Below are 19549 nucleotides of genomic sequence, written 5' to 3' on the forward strand. Positions count from 1 at the left end.
CCTTACCCGGCGACGCGAAAGCGGTCCACTTCCTGGCGCAACTGCTCGGCCAGCCCTTCCAGCTCCCGGGCCGTCGCCGCCAGCTCGTTGGCCACGTCATGCTGCTCACTGTTGGCCTGGGCGATGCTCTGCAGGTTGCGGCTGAGCAGGTTGGCGGTGCTGCTCTGCTCCTGGGTTGCCGTGCTGATCACGGTGAACTGCTCGCCCGCCGCACGGCTCTGCTCGTCGATGCGGGCCAGCGCCTGGGCCACCTTGTCGTTGCGCTCCAGGCCATCCTGCATCAACCGATTGCCCTGCTCCAGGGTGCTGATCGCCTGACCCGTCTGCTGTTGGATGCTGGCGATCATGGTGGAAATTTCCTCGGTGGCCTGGCGGGTCCGCGCCGCCAAGCCACGCACCTCATCGGCCACCACGGCGAAGCCGCGGCCTTGCTCGCCAGCGCGCGCCGCTTCGATGGCGGCGTTGAGCGCCAGCAAGTTGGTCTGCTCGGCGATCGCGGTGATCACCCCGACGATGCCGCCGATTTCCTGCGAACGCGCCCCCAGGCTGTCCATCACCGTCGCCGTGCCGCCCAGCGCTTCGGCGATCTGCCGCAGCGAGGCGGACGCCTGGTCCATGGCCGAACGCCCGATACGGGTCTGCTGGGCGTTGTCCTGGGCCATGCGCTCGGTGCCTGCCATGTTCTCGGCAATGTTCATCGACGTGGCGCTGAATTCCTCCACGGCACCCGCCATGCTGGTGATTTCGCCGGACTGCTGTTCCATGCCCTCGCACGCCCCGGACGACAACCCGGCCAACGACTGCGAGCGGGCACTGACCTGTTCGGAGGCGCTGCGAATGTGCGTGACCATGGTCGCCAGGGCGTCGGCCATCTGGTTGAAGCTGCGCGCCAACTGACCGATCTCGTCCTCGCTGGTCAGCGTCAGCCGCGCACTGAGGTCGCCTGCGCCCAACGCCTGGGCCTGGCGCACCAGGTCGTCCAGCGGACGCAGCTTGCGCCGCAGCAGCCACAAGGTGGCGAGCACCGCCAGCAGCATGGCCAGCAGACTGCCAATCGCCAGGCGCAAACCGACACTCCAGGTCACTTCGCGGATTTCCGCCTCGGGCATGCTCGCCACCACGGTCCACGGGCCTTCGGCGAACGGCTGCACCACGCTGAAGAAACGCTGGTCACCGCTGTTCCAGAACTGCGCGTGCGCCCCCAGGCCCTTGATGGCCGTCGCCGCAGCCTGGGTATCGGCCACCCCCGCCGGCGGCACCAGCCACTGACCTTGGTTGTCGAGCAGCGCCAGCGAACCGGTCTGGCCGATGCGGAAGCGCTTGAGGTTGGTGAACTGGGCGTTTTGCGCATCGGTGTAGTCGAAGCCGACGAACAGCACGGCGATCACCCGACCGCTGGTGTCGCTGACCGGCACGTAGCGGGTCATGTAGTTGCGCTCGAACAGCACGGCGCGGCCCACGTACATCTGCCCGGCCAGCAGCCGCGCATAGGCCGGGTGCGCGCGGTCGAGCTGGGTGCCGATGGCGCGGCTGCCGTCCTGCTTCTTGAGGTTGGTGGCGATGCGCACGAAGTCGTCGCCACTGCGCACGAACAGCGTGGCGATACCGGCGGTCATCTGCTGGAATTCATCGACGATGCTCAGGTCGTTGTTGAGCAGGTGGTCGCCCAGGTACAGCGCTGGGGTGGCGACACCGGCCACCTGCACGCTCTGGCCGTCCTGAATCCTCAGGCCAGAGGCGAAGCGGCGTTCGAACAGCCCGCTCAGGCGCTGGGTGTTGTCCTTGAGCGAGCCGTGGAAGGTGTCGAGCTGATCGGCGAGCAGCCGCGCTTCGCTACCCAAGTGCTGCTGGCGGGTGGCGAGGTTGGCGTCGTCGAGCGAGCGCAGGGCGAACAGGGTACTGCCGGTGATCACCAATGCCAGCACGATGGCGAGGGCGATACCGAGTTGCGAGGCGATCCGGGCACGGGGTCGAGGCATGGCGAAGCTCCTGGCAAGGGGCCGGGATCGTCCTGATCACGCTGACCACCCGCTTTTATTATCGACGGGAACGGGCGTCCTCTTCCGGGACGCTGGTGCCAATGGATCGGCGTCGCCGATGAATACTTGAGTGTCGGACGCGGGAATACGCAAACGTTTTGCGTCGGGTTTTCTCGGCAACTTACGGCGAATAGCGCGCAGCGATGCACCGGTCAAGCCGGCGCTTTTACGGCGCAGGCGCTGCTTTCCAGCCACCGCCCAACGCCAGGAACACGCTGACCTGCCCCATCGCTACCTGACTGTTGGCCGCAGCCAACTGGCCACGCACATCGGTGTACGCGCGGGTGGCCTGCAAATCGGCCAGGAACGACTCGCGCCCGGCTTGGTAACGGCGGTGAGTCTGGTCGGCGGCGTCCTTGGCGGAGCGTTCGGCATCGGCCAGCGCGTCGCGTCGTTCGAGCAAGGCGCTGTATTGCGCCAGCCGCGTCTGGGTTTCGCGCAGGGCGTCGAGCACCACACCGTCGAAGTGCGCCAGCGCGGCCTGGGTCGACGCCTCGGCCTCGCGGATGCGCGCACGCGTACCGTTGGTGGGCAGCGTCCAACTGATCTGCGGGCCGAAGCCCCAACGATTGGTGGAAGGCTCGCCCAGGTTGTCGATGATGCCGAGGGTGCCGATCTGCGCGCCGAAGCTGATGTTCGGGTACAACGCGCCGGTCGCCACACCGATGTTCGCCGTGGCTGCTGCCAACTGCCGCTCGGCCTGGCGCACGTCGGGCCGACGCTTGAGCAGTGCGGCGCCGTCGCCCACCGGAATCAGTTGCGCCAGGTGAGGCAGTTCGGCGCACTCGGCGGTGCCAGCGGGCAACTGGCCGACCGGCACGGCCAGCAGTGCCGCCAGGGTATACAGGCCCGCTTCGCGCTCGGCCTGGAAGCGCGGCAACTCGGCGCGCAACGATTTGAATTGGGTCTGCGAACGGGTGACCAGGGTCTCGTCGCCGCGCCCGGCATCGCGCAGACGCTGGTTGAGTTGCACGCCCTGCTGTTGCAGGTCCAGCGATTGCCGGGCGATGTGGTATTCCTCATTGGCCGAGCACACCTGGGTGTAGGCCTTGACCACGTCGGCCACTACCGTGATGCGCGCGGTGTCGGCGGCGGCCTGGACGGCATCGGCATTGGCCTTGGCCGCCTCGGTGCCACGCTTGAGCGTGCCCCACAGGTCGAACTGGTACGAGGCGCTGATGATCGCTTCGCCGATATTGGCCACCGGCACTTTATTCGGCTGCAGAAAGGCTTCGCCAGACTCTTGCAGGCGCTGGGCACCGGCTTTGGCACCCGCGCCAAAACCGCCCTGCGACTCAGCCACTTCCACCTGGGCACGGGCCTTGGCGATGTTCGCCGCCGCCACGCGCAATTGACTGTTGGCCGCCAACGCCTGGCGCACCAGCGCGTTGAGCCGTGGATCCTGATACAACTGCCACCAATCGTCCGGCACCGGCGCCGACACCACGCTGCTGGCATCCTCGCGCAACGGACCGTTCAGGTCGCTGCGCTGCACGGCGGCGTCGGCGGGCACGTGGTAGTCGGGGCCGACCGTGGTGCAAGCACCCAGTGCCAGCGCCAGGGTCGTGAGCATCAGGCGTTTCATGGCCGCTGCCCTTCGACGATCGAGACCGTCGCGGTGCGCCCGGCGATCAGGCGAAAGTCTGCGGGCACCTCGTCGAAGGCGATGCGCACCGGAATCCGCTGGGCCAGGCGCACCCAACTGAACGCGGGATTGACGTTGGGCAGCAGGTTGGCGCCGCTGACCCGGTCACGGTCTTCGATGCCCGCCGACAGGCTTTGCACATGCCCGCGCAGGCGCGTGTCATCCCCCATGACACGGATGTCCACGGCGTCACCGACGTTGATGCCACCGAGCTTGGTTTCCTCGAAATAGCCGTCGACGTGGTACGAGGTGCTGTCGACCACCGACAGCACGGCTCGGCCTGCGGTGACGAACTCGTGGGCGCGCGGGGCGCGGTCGTTGAGGTAACCGTCCACCGGGCTGCGCACCACCGAGCGCTCGAGGTTGAGCTTGGCGATGTCCACCGCCACCTGCGCCTCGCTCACCGCCGAGCGGGCACGGGCTTCACGCGACTGGCTCTCTTCGAGCTGCTCGGCGGCCACCAGGTTGCCCAGCTTGCGGTTGCGTCGGGTTTCGCGGGCGGCCTGGGCCAGGGTTTCCTGGCGCTCGGCCAGGCTCGCCTGGGCCTGGCGCAAGGCCAGCGAGAAACGGTCCTGGTCGATGGTGAACAACACGTCGCCGCGCTTGACCACCTGGTTGTCGCGCACGCTCACCTGCTGGATCAACCCGGACACGTCCGGGGCGATCTGGATCACGTCGGCACGGATGTGCCCATCGCGGGTCCAGGGCGCGAACATGTAGTACACGACCATCTGCCAGACCAGCACGGCCGCCAGGGTCACCACCAGCAAAGTCAGGACCACGCGGCCCAAGGTCAACAACGGTTTTTTCATGGCAGCATCAGGCTTCGACAAAAGTGATCCACCGCGCCCAGCAGCACGGCGTAGAGAGCAACGTTGAACAGCGCCCGGTGCCAGACCAGGCGGTAGAAATGCAGGCGCACCAGCACCGCGTGCAGGCCCAGGAACACCACATAGGTGCCCAGCATCATCACCAGCAGCGTAGGCAGGAAGACTCCGCTGATATCCACTTCGCCAATCACAGCGGTGCTCCATCGATGGCAGGGGGCAGTTGCGCTTGCGCGTCCGGTTCGAGCATCACCTCGACACCCGGCAGCAGCGACAGGCGCAAACCGGAGAGGGCATGCAGCAGATGGACCCGGGGCTCGCCGCGCTCGTTCAGTCGATCCTGGGCCAAGGCCAGACGCGCCCGCTCCATGTGCCGCAGCAGCGCCGCCGACGCGTGCAGGCGTTCGCCGCTGCGCAGGCACGCGGCGTAGTGGGCGCCGACTTCCTCGATCACCGTGCGCAGGCGCGCGCGGGCGTCGTCGCCGGCACGCGGCAAGTACGCCAGCAGGTCCAGCAGGTTCAACCCCACGCGCAGATCACGCAGCGCCGTGCCGGTGTCCTGGCCGGTCTGCAACAGGCGCGGCAGGTGCTGCATCAGGCGGTCGAGCATCTGCACGCCGACCTTGCGCTGTTCGGCCAGGGTCGCCGGCTCGGTCATCTCGACGATGTCGCGCCAGGCGAAGCGGGTCATGCGCTTGGCGGCCAGTTCCACGCCGAACGGGCGCATCACCAAGGTCCAGATGAAGGCGAACAGCAGCCCCACGGGGCCGGCCAGGTTGGAATTGACGAAGGTGAAGAAGTCGGCGTCGTAGGCGCCCTGGATACTGATGAAGTTCGAGGTGTTGACGATGGTCAGCAAGGTGCCCAGGTAGAAGGCCGGCTGCACGGTCAGGGTGCCGATGACGATGAACGGCACGGCGAACGCCAGCACCAGCATGGCGAAATCATGCAGGTTGGGCAGCACCAGGAACAGGTACAGGCTGGAGAGAATCACCGAGATCAACGTCCAGAAGAAGAACCGGTAGATCTGCGGCGCCGGGTCGTCCATCGCGGCGAAAAAGCTGCATGCGACGGCGGCGAGGATTACCGCGCTGGCGCCGTCGGCCCAGCCCAGGCTGATCCACAGGCCACAGGCGACGACGATGGCGACCACGGTGGAGAGCACCGAGTAGAGCATCAGGCCGCGGTCGAAGAACGGCGTCAGACGGCCCAGGCGCCAGTGCCGGTACACCGCCCGCCAGGGCCGCGCGTCATCGTCGCGCAGGGCGTGCTGCAGGGTGCAGCAGTCCTGCCAGAGGTCGATCCATTCGCTCAGCCGGTAGAGCGCGTTCGACAGCAGCAAGGCCTGGCGCTGATCGAGCGCCTCGGCGTCGGGCTGCAGGTGCTCGATCTGCACGTGCAGGGCGCTCCAGCGCCCGATCGAGGGATCGTCGGCGGTGCTTTCGAGCCAGGCGCGGGCGTCGGCCAGCAACGCTTCGAGCTGTGCGTACTGCACCGGGGCGCGGCCCTGCAAGGCCACCAGGGCATCGTCAAGGGCGTCGATCACCGGCAGCAGATGGATCATCCGCCCGCGCAGTTCGCGGGCGTTCTTCAGCGTGTGCGGTCCCGCGCCCTCGTGGCCGAGCTGTCCGATCATCAGCTCCAGGCTGTTGAAGGTGGCTACCATCGAGCTGCGCAGGGCGCCAACCTGTTCGGCAGCGGCGTCGCGGCTCAGGTACAGGTCGCTGTAGCGGATGGCCTCGGCGAACCACTTGCCGGTGGCGCCGACTACCACCGGTGCCAGGCGCCGCGGCCAGAAAATCGCGCCCACCACGGCCGCACAGACGATGCCCAGGCAAATCTCCTGGGCGCGTGAGGCCGCCACGTCGAACACCGCCAGCGGGTTGTCGACCACCGCCAGGGCGATCATCGGCAAGGTGTAGCCGGCCAGCATGAACATGTAGTTGTTCGCTGTGCGCAGGTTCAGCGACAAGTACAGCAAGGTGCCAGTCCACAGGGCGATGGCGATGCTCAGCAGCAGCGGCGACTGCACCAGCGGCGGCACCAGCAGGACCGCCCCAGCGGCGCCGAGCAGGGTGCCGACGGCGCGGTACAGGGCTTTGGAGCTGGTCGGCCCGACGAACGGGCTGGAGACGATGTACACCGTGGCCATCGCCCAGTAGGGACGCGGCAGTTGCATCAGCAGGGCGATGTACAGGGCGATCATCGACGCGGCGAAGGTGCGCACGCCGTAGAACCAGTCGCGCGCCGGCGGCACCGAGCTGAAGAAGTGCTTCATGACGCGCTGCCCGAGCCGGCGGTTTCGAATGCGCGGATCACCCGCAGGGTCGCCTCCAGATCGTCGGCCGGCAGGCCGTGCAGCACGTCGCGGCGCTGGCGGACCAGTTCGGCTTCGATGGATTCGGCCAGCGTGCGACCTTCAGCGGTCAGGCTCAGGGCCTTGGCGCGTCGGTCCAGGGGATCTTCGCTGCGACAGACCAGCCCGGCCTTGCACAATTGATCGAGCAGGCGCACCAGCGACGGACTTTCCAGCCCAGCGGCCTGTGCCACCGCCACCTGATGCACGCCATCGCCCAGGCGCACGATCATCAGTAGCGGCACCGCGCAGGCCTCGGAAATGCCGTAGCCGGTCAGCGCGGCGTGGCAGATGCGCCGCCAGTGGCGGGCAGCAACCACCAGGCCGCTGCTGACTTTCAAGTGCAGTGCGTCGAGTGTCATCAGGGGAAACCGAGGGTAATCATAGTTTGCTAACTATCAATATACGCCCGCCCCTCCCCCCGTCGTCAACCGGAGGCGATGAACAGCGTGTTCAGGTCTGCACCTGATCCTCCAGCTTCATGGTCAAGGCCAGGGTGCTGCCCAGCCCGATCGCCTGGTCGCGCCAGGCCAGGTAGCGTGAGGCGTCGCGCCGGCTGAAGTGCACGGCCAACTCCTCGGCAGCCTGCATCACCCCGGCGCCGGCCGCCAGCTCCAGCCAGTACAGCCCGGCCTTGATGTCCGCCGGCACATGCAAACCATGCAACTGCCGGTAGCCCACCTCGAACCGGCAACGCGCCTCGCCACGCTGAGCACCGCGCAGGAACCAGCCGTAGGCTTGCACCGGGTCCACCTGCCACGGCTGGTCGGTCTCGCACACCTCTTCTTCATAAAGATCGCCCAGCGCTGCGGCCGCATGCGACAGGCCGCGCTCGAAGGCATGCCGGTAGTACTCGGCGGCATTGGCGTAACACACCGCCACGCCCTTGCCGAAGTAATGCTGCTGGCCGAGGTTGAACCAGGCCGCCGCATTGCCCTGCAACGCCGCCATGCGCAGCAGATGGCTGGCCAGTGCGGTGTCCGCGCGCCAGTAGCGGCCATTGAGCCAGATCCAGCCCAGGTCGTTGAGCACCGCCGCGTTGCCTTGCAGCGCCTGATGCCGCAGGTCGCTGTAGATCGCCTGCACATCCACCGCCTCGTCCAGACGACTGACCAAGGCCGAGCGCTCGCCCAGCAATGCCCATTGGGTGGGCAGCCCCACCCCGGCAAACGCACGCAGGTGCCGACGTGGGATGGCGGGCACCGGTACCACATGCTCGGGCAGAAGGCGGGCAAGCAGCGAATGGATATTGCTGGCAGCAGACATGTTCATCCTCATTGAACGGCCCACAGTTCCGACCTCGACTGTGATGAGGCGATTCTGCGCGACGATACGACAAAACCTGTCGCGAACGATCTGCGCGCACGCAACAAATAGCGGGTTTGTTGATCTCAGCGCAAAGTAGCGAATTGCCATCCCGCACCGCGCCCGCCATGCTATTTGTCGCAAGCCTAGACAAGGACGTTAACCTTTGCCGTTCGCCACAACCCGCGCCACCCTTAGTCGCCAGTGGGCCTTGTTGCGCCAGTTGCCCAGCCGCTCGCCCGGGGTCACCAGTGCCGAACTGGTGTGGCGCCTGCGCGACGTGGGCTTCACAGTCAGCAAGCGCACCGTGGAACGTGACCTCAATGAGTTGTCACTGATCTTCCCGCTCGAGCGCAACGACAAGAGCATCCCGTTCGGCTGGCACTGGTCAGCCAGCGCAGGCGAGCTGCGCGGCCATTTCGACCTGCTGGACTATCTGCGTGACGATCCGCTAAAGGCCGCGCCTGGCCAAGGCCTGGCGCTGCAAGCCTGGGTCAGCGACGCCTTGGCGCGACGGCTGCGCGAAACGCCGCTGGGTGCGGACATGCACTTGACCGCGCTGGAGCAGGGTCACCGCCTGCGCGCGACGGTCAGCGACGACGCGCCGCTGCGCTGGTGGCTGCTGGGCCAGGGTGACGATCTGATGGTGGAACTGCCCCCGGCGCTGCGCGAGGAAATCGGCCGTATCCTCGCCAGCGCGGCAGCACGCTATCGCGACTGAAACGCGCTGCCGTCAGCGCTGCATGCCCCAGCGGCGCACGGTCAGCCGCTCCAGCGTGTTGAACACCAGCCCCTCCACCAGCAGGCCGATCAGGATCACCACCGCCAGCCCGGCGAACACCTTGTCGGTGTACAGCTCGTTGCGGTTCTGGAAGATGTACCAGCCCAGGCCGCCCTTGCCGCTGCTGGCGCCGAACACCAGCTCGGCCGCGATCAGCGTACGCCAGGCGAAAGCCCAGCCGATCTTCAGCCCCGACAGAATCGACGGCAGCGCCGCCGGCACCAGAATATGCAGCACCAGGCGCAGCCCGCGCAGGCCATAGTTGCGCCCCGCCATGCGCAGGGTCTCGGACACGCCCAGAAAGCCGGCATAAGTGTTCAGCGCCAGGGCCCACAGCACCGAGTGCACCAGCACGAAGATCAGGCTGTTGTCGCCCAGCCCGAACCACAGCAGCGCCAGCGGTAGCAGAGCAATGGCCGGCAATGGGTTGAACATCGAGGTCAGGGTGCCGAGCAGGTCGCGACCGAACTGGGTCGAGACCGCCAGGCTGGTCAACCCGAACGCCAGCACGATCCCCAGCACATAGCCCTTGAGCAGCACCACCAGCGACACCGCGACCTTGGCCGGCAACTCGCCACTGGCCAGGCCATCCCACAAGGCCGCTGCGGTTTGCCCGAAGGTGGGCAGCAGCAGGTCATTGTCGGTGTAGCGCGCCACCGCTTCCCAGATCACCGCCAGCAACAGCAGGATCAGGCCCTTGCGTATCCAGGCTTGCTGCCACAGGCGCTGGGCCAGCGGCAGCTCACGGTGCAGCGATAGACCTGGCAGCGGTTGCAGCGCCACTTCGTACTCCTGCCGCGCAGACGTCGTGCTCATATCCAGCTCCTGTCAGTAGGCGATGCGGATGTCGTTGAAGCCCAGCGGCGCAGCAGGCTCGGGCTCGCCGGCCTGGTCGAACAGCAGGCGGTGGATGCGCCGGGCGCTGGCCTGGAAGTCGCTGCCGCCCAGGCTGCCAAGATGGTACTGGTGGCTGTGCACCTCGGCCCGCACCCGCCCTGGATGCGGCGACAGCAGCAAAATGCGGTTGCCCACCACCAGCGCCTCTTCGATGGAGTGGGTGACGAACAGCAAGGTGAAGCGCACCTCCTCCCACAGCAGCAAGAGTTCCTCCTGCATCTTGCGGCGGGTCAGTGCATCCAGGGCGGCGAATGGCTCGTCCATCAGCAGGATCTGCGGCTGCGTGGCCAGCGCCCGGGCAATCGCCACGCGTGCCTTCATGCCGCCAGACAGCGTATGCGGGTAGGCATCGGCGAACGCCGCCAGACCGACTTTCTCCAGGTAATGCAACGCGCGATCATGGGCTTCGCCGCGCTTTAGCTGCCCAGAGACCAACAGGGGGAACATCACGTTCTGCTTCACCGTCTTCCAGGGCGGCAGTTGGTCGAACTCCTGAAACACGACGATGCGGTCTGGCCCAGGCCCTTTGACGGGCTGGCCGTTGAGCAGAATGTGGCCTTCGCGCGGCTCGATGAAGCCGGCCACAGCCTTGAGCAGGGTGGACTTGCCGCACCCGGAAGGGCCGAGCAGCACGAATCGATCAGTGCGATCGACCTCGAAACTGACTTGGTGGGTAGCCCGCACCACGCGCTGCGGGGTGCGGTACTCCAGACTCAGGTTATCCACCGCGAGCAACGTCGGGCTGTCGACAGGGCGCAGGTTGCTGGCCGCGTGGCCTGGCAAAGGGGCGGTCATGATCGGTCAGCTCCCTTGCAACGGCCGCTCATCCTGGAAGAAGTAGTCCTTCCACGACGCGGGCTTGTGCTTGAGGGCGCCGACCCGATAGAGAAACTCGGCCAGCGGGTAGGTGTTCTTCGGCGTGATGGTGAATTCGTAGCGCGGGTTGTCGATCAGCTTGATCAGCGCGTCGCGGTCGATCTTGGCTTTGGTCACGCGCAGGTAGGTGTCGGCAGCAGCCGCTTTGTCGCGCTGGGCGAAGTCGGCGGCCTCGGCCAGCGCATCGACGAAGGCTTTGTAGGTCTTGGGGTTGTCCTGGCGGAATTTCTCGGTGGCAAACAGCAGCGTCGGTGAGTTGGGGCCGAGCAGGTCGTAGCTGTCGAGCACCACGTGCACGTTGGGATTGGCCAACTCCTGGTCCTGGAACGGCGGGTTGGAGAAATGTCCGTTGAGTTCGGTGCCGCCGGCCAACAGTGCAGCGGCGGCATCGGGGTGCGGCACCGCGAGGGTGTACTTGTCCAGGCGGTTGTATTCCTTGTCGCCCCATTGCTTGGCGGCGGCGTATTGCAGGAAGCGCGACTGCACCGAGACGCCTACCGCCGGCACGGCAATGCGATCCTTGGCGGAGAAGTCGGCGATGGTCTTCACCTCGGGGTTGCTGCTGACCAGGTAGTAAGGGAAGTTGCCCAGCGAGGCCACCGCCTTGACGTTCTGCCGCCCGTAGGTACGGTCCCAGACGGTCAGCAGCGGGCCGACGCCGGCACCGGCGATGTCCACCGAGCCGGACAGCAGCGCGTCGTTGATCGCCGCGCCACCGGACAACTGCGCCCAGTCGACCTGGATATCGATGCCTTGGGCCTTGCCGTGCTTCTCGATCAGTTGCTGGTCGCGGACCACATTGAGCAGCAGGTAGACGATGCCGAACTGCTCGGCGATGCGAATCTTGCCTTCGGCCTGGGCCAGGCTGGGAACCGCAAGACCGCCGATGACCAGGCTGACGCCCAGGCCGATAGTGGCCGCCAGGCGGCCGATGGAGGTGCGCATGATGAAGATCCTCGACAGTCAGAACGGGGCGTCGCCCTGGATGGTGGTGCGGTACAGCTTGCGCCGCAGGTGAGCAGGACAGCCGGTGGCCAGGTGGATCAGCGAGCGGTTGTCCCAGAACACCAGGTCATGGGGCTGCCAGCGATGGCGATACTGGTTGTGCTCCAGCACGCTGAGGGCGTAGAGCTGCTGCAGCACATCGCGACTTTCGTCCTCCGGCAGCCCGACGATGCGGGTAGTGAAGCCTTCGCTGACGAACAACGCCTTGCGGCCGTTTTCCGGGTGGGTCCGCACGATCGGATGAACCACCTCGTTGACCTGGGCCAACTGCTCGGCCGTCAGGGTCGGGCGCCAATTGCCTTCGAACTTGGTTTCCGCGTAACGCGCGGTGTAGGAGTGGGCAGCGCTGCGGCCCTGCACCACGTCGCGCAACGCTTGGGGAACGGCGTCCCAGGCCTTGTGCATGTCGGCGAACAGGGTGTCGCCGCCCTCGCTGGGCAGTTCCTGGGCGTGCAGCATCGAGCCCAGGCTCGGCAGTTCCTTGTAGGAGAGATCGGAATGCCAGAACTTGCCGGCATCGCCCAGGCCGATGTTGCGACCGTCCTCGACGATGTTGGAGACGATGAGAATCTCGGGATGGCCCTGCAGCAAAAACTGTTTGAGCACGTGGATCTGCAGCTCACCGAAACGGCGGCTGAACGCGATCTGCTGGTCGGGACTGATGCGCTGCTCGCGAAACACCAGCACGTGATGATCCAGGTGGGCGCGGTGAATACGCTGGAAGTCGTCGGCATTGACGGGGCGGGACAGATCCAGTCCAACGATTTCGGCACCGACGGCGCCGCTGAAAGGACGAATTTCGAAGGCTTGCGGCGGTGCGCTGTGGATGGTCGACACAGCGTTCAAGGCGGCTGACATTGTTCACTCCCACGCAGTGCGCGACGTCGAAGGGCGCGCATCGATTCATGACCGCACGGGTTTACCGTGTGGGTTCGAGTCGTGCGGCGCGCCGATTGGTCGGCAGGTACGCAGTGGGACGAACTATAAAGTCATAAGAATTAAAATTTAAATATCTTTAAAGAATATGCATACAACCATGATCACGTGCCATTGCCGGGGCTGCTATGCAGCCCCATCCATTCTTGGCCGAAACCCAGATAGAGGGGGCTGCGGCGCAGTCTGGCCGCGATACCAAGCCCTCACCGCTCGCGCAGCGCCTCGGTACGCGCCTTGATGATCGGCTTGAGCAGGTAGCTCATGATAGTCTTCTTGCCGGTGAGGATATCCACCGTGGCGACCATGCCCGGGATGATCAGCAGCGGTTTCTCGTCCGTGCCCAAATGGCTTTTATCGGTACGCAGCCGGATCAGGTAGTAGGTGGTCTTCTTGTCTTCGTCGGTGATGGTATCGGCACCGATCTGCTCCAGCTTGGCCTTCAGACCACCATAGATGGTGTAGTCATAGGCGCTGAACTTCACCGTGGCTTCCTGGCCGGGGTGCAGGAAGGCAATGTCCTTGGGCAGGATCTTGGCTTCGATCACCAGCGTGTCGTCCAACGGCACGATCTCGATGATGTCGCTGCCCGGCTGGATCACGCCGCCGATGGTGTTGACCAGCAACTGCTTGACGATACCGCGTACCGGCGAAGTGACCATGGTGCGGTTGACCCGGTCGTCCAGCGCCTTGCTGGTGGCAGTGGCCTTGTTCAGCTCGGTGCGCGCCTCGTTCAACTGTGTCAGCGCCTCGCTGCGGAACTTGCCGCGGGTTTCTTCGATCTTGCTCTGCACTTCCTTGATCGCCGCTTCGGCGCGGGGAATGGCCAGCGCAGTGGAGTCCATCTGGCCGCGCGTTTCCACCTCGGAACGGCGCAGACGCAGCATCTCCACCTGAGAAATCGCGCCCCGCGCCACCAGTGGCTCGGACATGGAGATTTCCTGACGCAGCAACTGCAAGCTGTTGGCGTACTGGGCACGTTTGGAATTGAACTCACGCAGCTCCTGCTGCTTCTGCACCAACTGCTGGTCCAGACCACCGATCTCATCCTGCAATTGCTGGCGACGGCTCTGATACAACGAAAGCTCGTCGGCCGCCTGGTTGGGTGCAGCCTTGCGCAATTCTTCGTCGATCTGCAGCGGTGTGCCCTCCACCTCCGCGCTCAGGCGTTGCACGCGCAGCGCCATGGCCAGGCGCGAGGCCTCGGTCTCGCCGACGTTGGAGGCGAAGCGCGTTTCATCCAGGCGCAGCAGCGGCTGGCCGACCTCGACGATTTCGCCCTCCTTCGCATAGATCTGCGCGACGATGCCGCCCTCCAGGTTCTGCACTTTCTGCACCTTGGACGACGGAATGGCCTTGCCCTCCCCGCGCGTCACTTCGTCGATGGGGGCGAAGCAGGCCCAGACGATCAGGAACAGGAAGAAGGCGATCACACCCCAGATGGTCAAACGCACCACGCGCGGGGCATCTTCGATCAACGCCTTGGGCACTTCCGGCAGAGGCTGGCCGGCCATCGACTCCGAGCCCTTGAAGTAGCGCCGCATCTGATCCTTGAAACGTGCGAAATCCAGCTTATGCAACACTGATCTGCCCCTTCTTCAGCGCTTCCATGACAGCCACTTTCGGGCCATCGGCGACGATTTGTCCGCGGTCGATGACGATCAACCGATCCACCAGCGACAGCAGCGATGCACGGTGAGTCACCAGCAGCACGGTCTTGCCTTCGATGACAGCCGCCAGGCGCTGCTTGAGGCGCTCCTCGCCGGTGTTGTCCATGGCACTGGTGGGTTCGTCGAGCAGCAGGATTTGCGGGTTGAGCAGCAGCGCGCGGGCCAGGGCGACGTTCTGCCGCTGGCCGCCGGACAGGTTCTGCCCGCGCTCGCCGACCTGCAGTTCGTAGCCGTCCGGGTGCAAGCGGGCAAATTCGTGCACGCCGGCCAGTTCGGCCGCTTGCAGGATCAGTTCGTCTTCGATGTAACGTGCGCCGCTGACCAGGTTGTCGCGCAAGGTGCCCGCCAGCAGCTGGATGTCCTGGGGCACGTAGCCGATGTTGTGGCGCAGCTCGCTGACGTCGATCTGGCGGATATCGACGCCATCGACCAGCAGCGAACCGTTATCGGCCTCGTAAAGCCCGACGATCAGCTTGGCCAGCGAACTCTTGCCCGAGCCGCTGCGACCGATGATGCCGATCTTCTCGCCGGGACGAATGACCAGGTTGATGCCCTTGAGCGCCTGGTTCTGCTGGTTCGGGTAAGTGAACTCCAGCCCGCGGAACTCTACCGCGCCTTGCAGCACCTGACGGCTCAGCGGACGCTCTTCGAAGTTGCGTTCCTGGGGCAGGCCCATCATCTGGTCGGTGGCGACCATGGTCACCTTGGCCTGCTGGTAACGCGCCAGCAAGCCGTTGAGCTGGCCCAGTGGGCCGAGTGCGCGACCGCTGAGCATGTAGCAGGCCACCAGCCCACCCATGCTCAGGTTGCCGTCGATGATCAGATAGACGCCGACGCAGATCATCGCCACGCCGGCCAGTTGCTGGATCAGCAGGGTGATGTTCATCGCCAGGCCAGACAGCACCTTGACCCGCAGCTCCAGGCGGCTGAGGGTGCCGAGGGTTTGCTCCCACATGTACTGGCGTTCGCTCTCGGCGTTGTTGACCTTCACCGCGTCCAGGCCGGCGAGGGTCTCGATCAGGCTGGACTGGCGCTCGGAGGCCAGCGCCATGGTTCGCTCCATGGTCGACATCAACGGCTTCTGCAAGGCATAACCGATGCCCAGCGCCAGCGGGAAAGCCAGCACCGGAATCCACACCAGGTGCCCGCCGATGATGGCGATCACCATGAGGATCAGCAGGGTGAACGGCAGGTCGATCAGGCTGGTGAGGGTCAGCGAGGCGAGGAAATCACGCAGGCCTTGGAACTCGTGGATGTTCTGGGCGAAGCTACCGACCCGCGCGGGCCGGTACTTCATCGACATGCCGACGATGCGCTCGAACAAGGTGGCGGAGATGATCAAGTCGGTCTTCTTGCCGGCCAGGTCCAGGCACAAGCTGCGCAGCCCCTTGAGAATGAGGTCGAAGACGTAAGCACCGGCGATGCCCACTGCCAGCACCCACAGGGTCGAGGTGGCCTGGTTGGGCACCACGCGGTCGTACACGTTCATCACGAACAGCGGCGCCGCCAGGGCGATCAGGTTGATCACCAGGCTCGCGGCGATGGCGTCGATGTACAGCCACTTGCTGCGCAGCAGCGTGTCGCGGAACCAGGAACGGGTGCGTGGAATGAGGTTGCCGTGGTTGACGTCGAACTTGTGCTGCGGCTGGGCGAAGAACACCTTGCCGCTGTAGTCGCCGGTCAAAGCCTCGCGGGTGACCAGCACTTCGCCACCGTCGCTCTCGCTGAGCAGCAGGCGCGCGCTGTCTTCATTCTCCCAGCCCAGCAGCACGGCGCTGCGGCCATCCTTGAGCAGGAGCATGGCAGGCATGGCGATGGTGGGGATCTGCTCGAGCTTGCGTTGCAGCAGGCGCCCTTGCAGGCCCGCCCGCGCAGCCGCACGCGGAAGCAGTTCCGGGCTCAAGCGCTGTGCTGGCAACGGCAGGCCAGTGGTGAGCATCGCCCGGCTGGCAGGCTTCTGGTGCAACACGCACAGGGTCAGCAGGCTGTCCAGCAGCGGATCGTCGTGCTGACTGCGTGGATCATGGTTGAGCTGTACTCGACTGACTTCAGATTCCACGCGGCGCTCTCTTCATCCTTGCAGTGGTTGGGGCGGGTGCGCCTGCCAGTCAGGTCTGGCCGTCTCACCCTGGGCTTGAGGTCGTGCTGCAGGCAGCGGGCATGGGGCTTTGACCCCCTGTCCTTCGGCAGCCGACCAATGGTCGCCTTGATTCGGTACTGAGTAAACAACTGCTTACATGTCACCTGCACCAGACGACAGTGCACAGTGAAGGTTTCATTACGCGGTGTCGCAGATTGAGCAAGGTCGCTACCAGCGGCGGCTGACTCCCGTGCAGTGCACGGTTCTTGCGAGGAATGCGCTCCAGGGCATTTTCACAACTCACTCTGCAAAGCCTAACTGCTCATGACGCTGGCGCAAGGCCATATGGCAAAAAACCAGCGCCCGAATCACGGCGCGTGTCGTGACGCCTGGAAGCTCCGCTTTCGCGTAGGCAACAGACCGTCCATCGATTCTGGGCGTTTGACGTCAGCACCGCGCCCAATCCTCATGATTCCTGGCCAGAGACGGTTATTTGACTCAGTACGATGATGTCTTATAGCCACCCAATCCTATTCAGGAGGGTAAACCGGGCTGCGAAGCCCTCCTTGCAGTGCACGCCAAATCCCCGCTGTACACCGCGCGCAAAGGACTGCGAGCGTCTGCGCAGAAACTGATTTCGCGACTATTCTCCTGACGAACGGTAAGCGCCAAATTAATGGTGGTCGGCAAGGTTTGTGCTTAACGATCAAAGCCTGCTCCTCAAGTGACACATTGATGAAACTCACGACACGCAGTGTGGGTCATTTCCCAGTCGCAGACTTGCCCCAAGTCACTGCCAACAGGCGCGGAGCTCAGGAGAATAGCGGTCTCGACGGAACGTTTAGAAAAAACGCGAGCTGTTAGGTAATTAATACAAAAGGAAGATTGGTGTCGGACGAAATATCAATGTGACATTACTTTGCCGATTGTTTAGGATGACAAGACAAGGGTCAATACTTTGGCATAAACTTAATAGCCAAAAGTTATCGACAGAAAGTTGACGCATAAAAGCGTCAAATCTATTTCGTAACATTCCAGCGGAAGCAGGTTCGCACGCCGGCCGGAAGCCAACTGAGACACACCCCGGAGAGTTCCATGAGCACTGTCGTTGCCATCGTCAAAAGCATTGTTGGCCAAGTCATCGCAGTATCCCCGGAAGGCATCAAGCGCGTGCTGATCGAGGGCGACCGCCTGTTCGCAGGCGAAGAAGTCCTCACCGGCCCGGGCGGCGCCGTGACCCTGGAACTGGCCGACGGGCGAATGCTCGACCTGGGCCGCGACAGTCAATGGAGTGCGGACACACCCGCCAGCAGCGCTGACCTGGGACAGGTCACTGCCCAGGCCGCGCCATCGGTTGAAGAGCTGCAGCAGGCCATTGCCGCGGGTGCCGACCCGACCACCGATCTGGAAGCACCCGCCGCAGGCCCGACGGCCGCAGGTGGCGGCTCGGTAGGTGGCGGACACAGCTTCGTTCTGTTGGAAGAAACGGCAGGTGTGGTGGATCCGACCATCGGTTTCCCTACCGATCCGCTCAACTTCGCCGCCGCGCTGAACACGCAACAGGTCGGTGGCCTGAATGCCAATAACGCCACCACGACCAGTACGGTGCCCGTGGCCACCGGCCTCACCCTGACCGCCACCCCCTCGATCAGCGAGGCGGGTGGCGTCATCGTCTACACCGCCAACGTCGGCCAGGCGCCCCAGAGCGACCTGACCGTGACCCTGTCCAATGGCGCGGTGGTCGTGATTCAGGCCGGTCAAACCAGCGGTTCGGTAAACGTCAACATTCCAGCCAACGACACGCCGTACATCGATGGCGGGCAGATCTCTACCACCATTACCAGCACCTCGGGCGGCACTGGGTTGATCGTCACGCCAAGTGACACGCCAGCAGTGACCCAGATCACTGACACCATCGACACCACCACTGCCACGTTGACTGCGACCCCAAGCGTGACCGAAGGCGGCGTTATCACCTACACCGTCAGCCTGACCAATCCGGCTCAGACGCCGGTGACTGTGACCTTGTCCAACGGCCAGACCATCACCGTTGAAGCAGGTAAATCCAGCGGCTCGATCGATTTCCAGACGCCGCCCAACGATGTTTATGTCAACGGCAGCACGGTCAACACCACGATCACCAGTGCGACCGGCGGCAATTTCGAGAACCTGGTCACCAATCCGACCCCTGCACAAACTGTGGTCAGTGACAGCATCGATACCGTGACCGTCAACATTGCCAGCAACGGCAATGTGACCGAGGCCCAGCAACCGACCTTCACCGTATCCGTCAGTCAACAACTGGATCGCGATCTGACCGTCACCCTCAGCAACGGTGACAAAGTGGTAATCGCTGCTGGCCAGACCCAGGCGACCTACAGCCTGCCAGCCCAAGGCGATGACGTTTTCAAGGATCCAGGTTCCGTGACCGTGGGCGTCACCGATGCCAGCGTGCCAGGCAAGACCTTCGAGAATCTGCAGCTCGGCGGCGCGGCTACCGTGCAGATCACCGATACCGTGAGCGAAGTCGTTGCGACGCTCACTGCGGACAAGGCTACCGTCGCCGAAGGTGGGCAGGTTACTTACACCGTCACGCTGACCAATGCCCAAGGCTTGGATGTCACCGGTCATCAGGGCCTGACGTTCACGCTCACGGATGGCACCAAAGTGACCATTCCGGCAGGCAGCGCCTCTGCATCGGCCACTATTCAAGCTGCTGACGATGTTTACGTCGGTGGTCAGCCTTCAATCGTTAACAAACTGGAGTCGGTTACCGGTGCGGATAACTTCGAGAAGTTGACCCTCGGCGACAATTCGATCACCACTACTGTCACCGATGAACCTGGCACTGGTACTCCAGGTGCCGGCAACGAGGGCGATAAGGTTTCTGTCACCATCGTCAGCAATGGCGATGTGAACGAAGCTCAGCAGCCAAGCTTCACCGTGAAGGTCAGCCAAGTCCTTGATCGTCCGCTGACTGTCACCCTGAGCAATGGCGACAAAGTCACCATCGCTGCAGGCCAGACCGAGGTTGAGTACAAGGCTCCGGCTCAAGGCGAAGACGTCTTCAAAGACGCAGGCTCGCTGACTGTTGGCATCACCGACGCTAGTGTTGCTGGCAAAACGTTTGAGAAC

The 19549-nt window shown here is 64.4% G+C and carries 15 protein-coding genes; 2 read left to right on the plus strand and 13 right to left on the minus strand.

Going from position 1 to position 19549, the window contains the following annotated elements:
• Nucleotides 1-2: 2 nt before the first annotated feature.
• From Q7C30_RS05965 to Q7C30_RS05995, 7 genes are all read right to left on the minus strand, one after another.
• Complete coding sequence (locus Q7C30_RS05965; protein WP_317870982.1) at nucleotides 3-1979, minus strand: methyl-accepting chemotaxis protein; 1977 nt, start codon at nucleotides 1977-1979, stop codon at nucleotides 3-5.
• 226 nt (nucleotides 1980-2205) lie between these two features.
• Complete coding sequence (locus Q7C30_RS05970; protein WP_295486117.1) at nucleotides 2206-3624, minus strand: TolC family protein; 1419 nt, start codon at nucleotides 3622-3624, stop codon at nucleotides 2206-2208.
• A complete protein-coding gene (locus Q7C30_RS05975) occupies nucleotides 3621-4496 on the minus strand; it encodes an HlyD family secretion protein (protein ID WP_039582496.1) in 876 nt (291 codons plus the stop codon). Before Q7C30_RS05975 ends, Q7C30_RS05970 begins: the two co-directional genes overlap by 4 nt.
• On the minus strand, nucleotides 4493-4705 hold the full coding sequence (locus tag Q7C30_RS05980; protein ID WP_029615220.1) for a DUF1656 domain-containing protein: 213 nt from the start codon (nucleotides 4703-4705) through the stop codon (nucleotides 4493-4495). Before Q7C30_RS05980 ends, Q7C30_RS05975 begins: the two co-directional genes overlap by 4 nt.
• A complete protein-coding gene (locus Q7C30_RS05985) occupies nucleotides 4702-6789 on the minus strand; it encodes an FUSC family protein (RefSeq protein ID WP_317870983.1) in 2088 nt (695 codons plus the stop codon). Before Q7C30_RS05985 ends, Q7C30_RS05980 begins: the two co-directional genes overlap by 4 nt.
• Nucleotides 6786-7229, minus strand: coding sequence for a MarR family transcriptional regulator (locus tag Q7C30_RS05990; protein WP_039582492.1), 444 nt, complete (start codon nucleotides 7227-7229; stop codon nucleotides 6786-6788). Before Q7C30_RS05990 ends, Q7C30_RS05985 begins: the two co-directional genes overlap by 4 nt.
• Nucleotides 7230-7320: 91 nt before the next feature.
• Nucleotides 7321-8133: a tetratricopeptide repeat protein gene (locus Q7C30_RS05995; protein WP_029615221.1), complete on the minus strand. Its 813-nt coding sequence runs from the start codon at nucleotides 8131-8133 to the stop codon at nucleotides 7321-7323.
• Nucleotides 8134-8338: 205 nt separating this feature from the next.
• On the opposite strand from Q7C30_RS05995, the gene Q7C30_RS06000 reads away from it, so the two are divergent.
• Nucleotides 8339-8893, plus strand: coding sequence for a WYL domain-containing protein (locus tag Q7C30_RS06000; RefSeq protein WP_317870984.1), 555 nt, complete (start codon nucleotides 8339-8341; stop codon nucleotides 8891-8893).
• Nucleotides 8894-8905: 12 nt separating this feature from the next.
• Here the strand turns inward: Q7C30_RS06000 and Q7C30_RS06005 are convergent, their stop codons facing one another.
• The 6 genes from Q7C30_RS06005 to Q7C30_RS06030 form a co-directional block, all read right to left on the minus strand.
• Nucleotides 8906-9769 (minus strand): ABC transporter permease, encoded by an 864-nt coding sequence (locus Q7C30_RS06005; RefSeq protein ID WP_039582489.1) that lies wholly within the window; start codon nucleotides 9767-9769, stop codon nucleotides 8906-8908.
• 12 nt (nucleotides 9770-9781) lie between these two features.
• Nucleotides 9782-10645, minus strand: coding sequence for an ABC transporter ATP-binding protein (locus Q7C30_RS06010; RefSeq protein WP_116887331.1), 864 nt, complete (start codon nucleotides 10643-10645; stop codon nucleotides 9782-9784).
• A 6-nt stretch (nucleotides 10646-10651) separates the two neighbouring features.
• Nucleotides 10652-11671 carry an ABC transporter substrate-binding protein gene (locus tag Q7C30_RS06015; RefSeq protein ID WP_295486104.1) on the minus strand — a complete coding sequence of 340 codons (1020 nt, stop codon included), beginning with the start codon at nucleotides 11669-11671 and terminating at the stop codon, nucleotides 10652-10654.
• Between the two features lie 18 nt (nucleotides 11672-11689).
• On the minus strand, nucleotides 11690-12589 hold the full coding sequence (locus Q7C30_RS06020; RefSeq protein ID WP_317870985.1) for a TauD/TfdA family dioxygenase: 900 nt from the start codon (nucleotides 12587-12589) through the stop codon (nucleotides 11690-11692).
• A 281-nt stretch (nucleotides 12590-12870) separates the two neighbouring features.
• Nucleotides 12871-14208, minus strand: a complete 1338-nt coding sequence (locus Q7C30_RS06025; RefSeq protein WP_205419314.1) for an HlyD family type I secretion periplasmic adaptor subunit — start codon at nucleotides 14206-14208, stop codon at nucleotides 12871-12873.
• Nucleotides 14209-14236: 28 nt separating this feature from the next.
• Nucleotides 14237-16393, minus strand: coding sequence for a type I secretion system permease/ATPase (locus Q7C30_RS06030; protein ID WP_039582481.1), 2157 nt, complete (start codon nucleotides 16391-16393; stop codon nucleotides 14237-14239).
• A gap of 1116 nt (nucleotides 16394-17509) precedes the next feature.
• Between Q7C30_RS06030 and Q7C30_RS06035 the strand changes: the two genes are divergently transcribed.
• Nucleotides 17510-19549, plus strand: a 2040-nt coding sequence (locus Q7C30_RS06035) for a retention module-containing protein (protein ID WP_317870986.1), incomplete at its 3' end; no start/stop codon positions are given.

This window comes from Pseudomonas sp. RAC1, assembly GCF_030658255.1.
Lineage (GTDB): Bacteria > Pseudomonadota > Gammaproteobacteria > Pseudomonadales > Pseudomonadaceae > Aquipseudomonas > Aquipseudomonas boreofloridensis.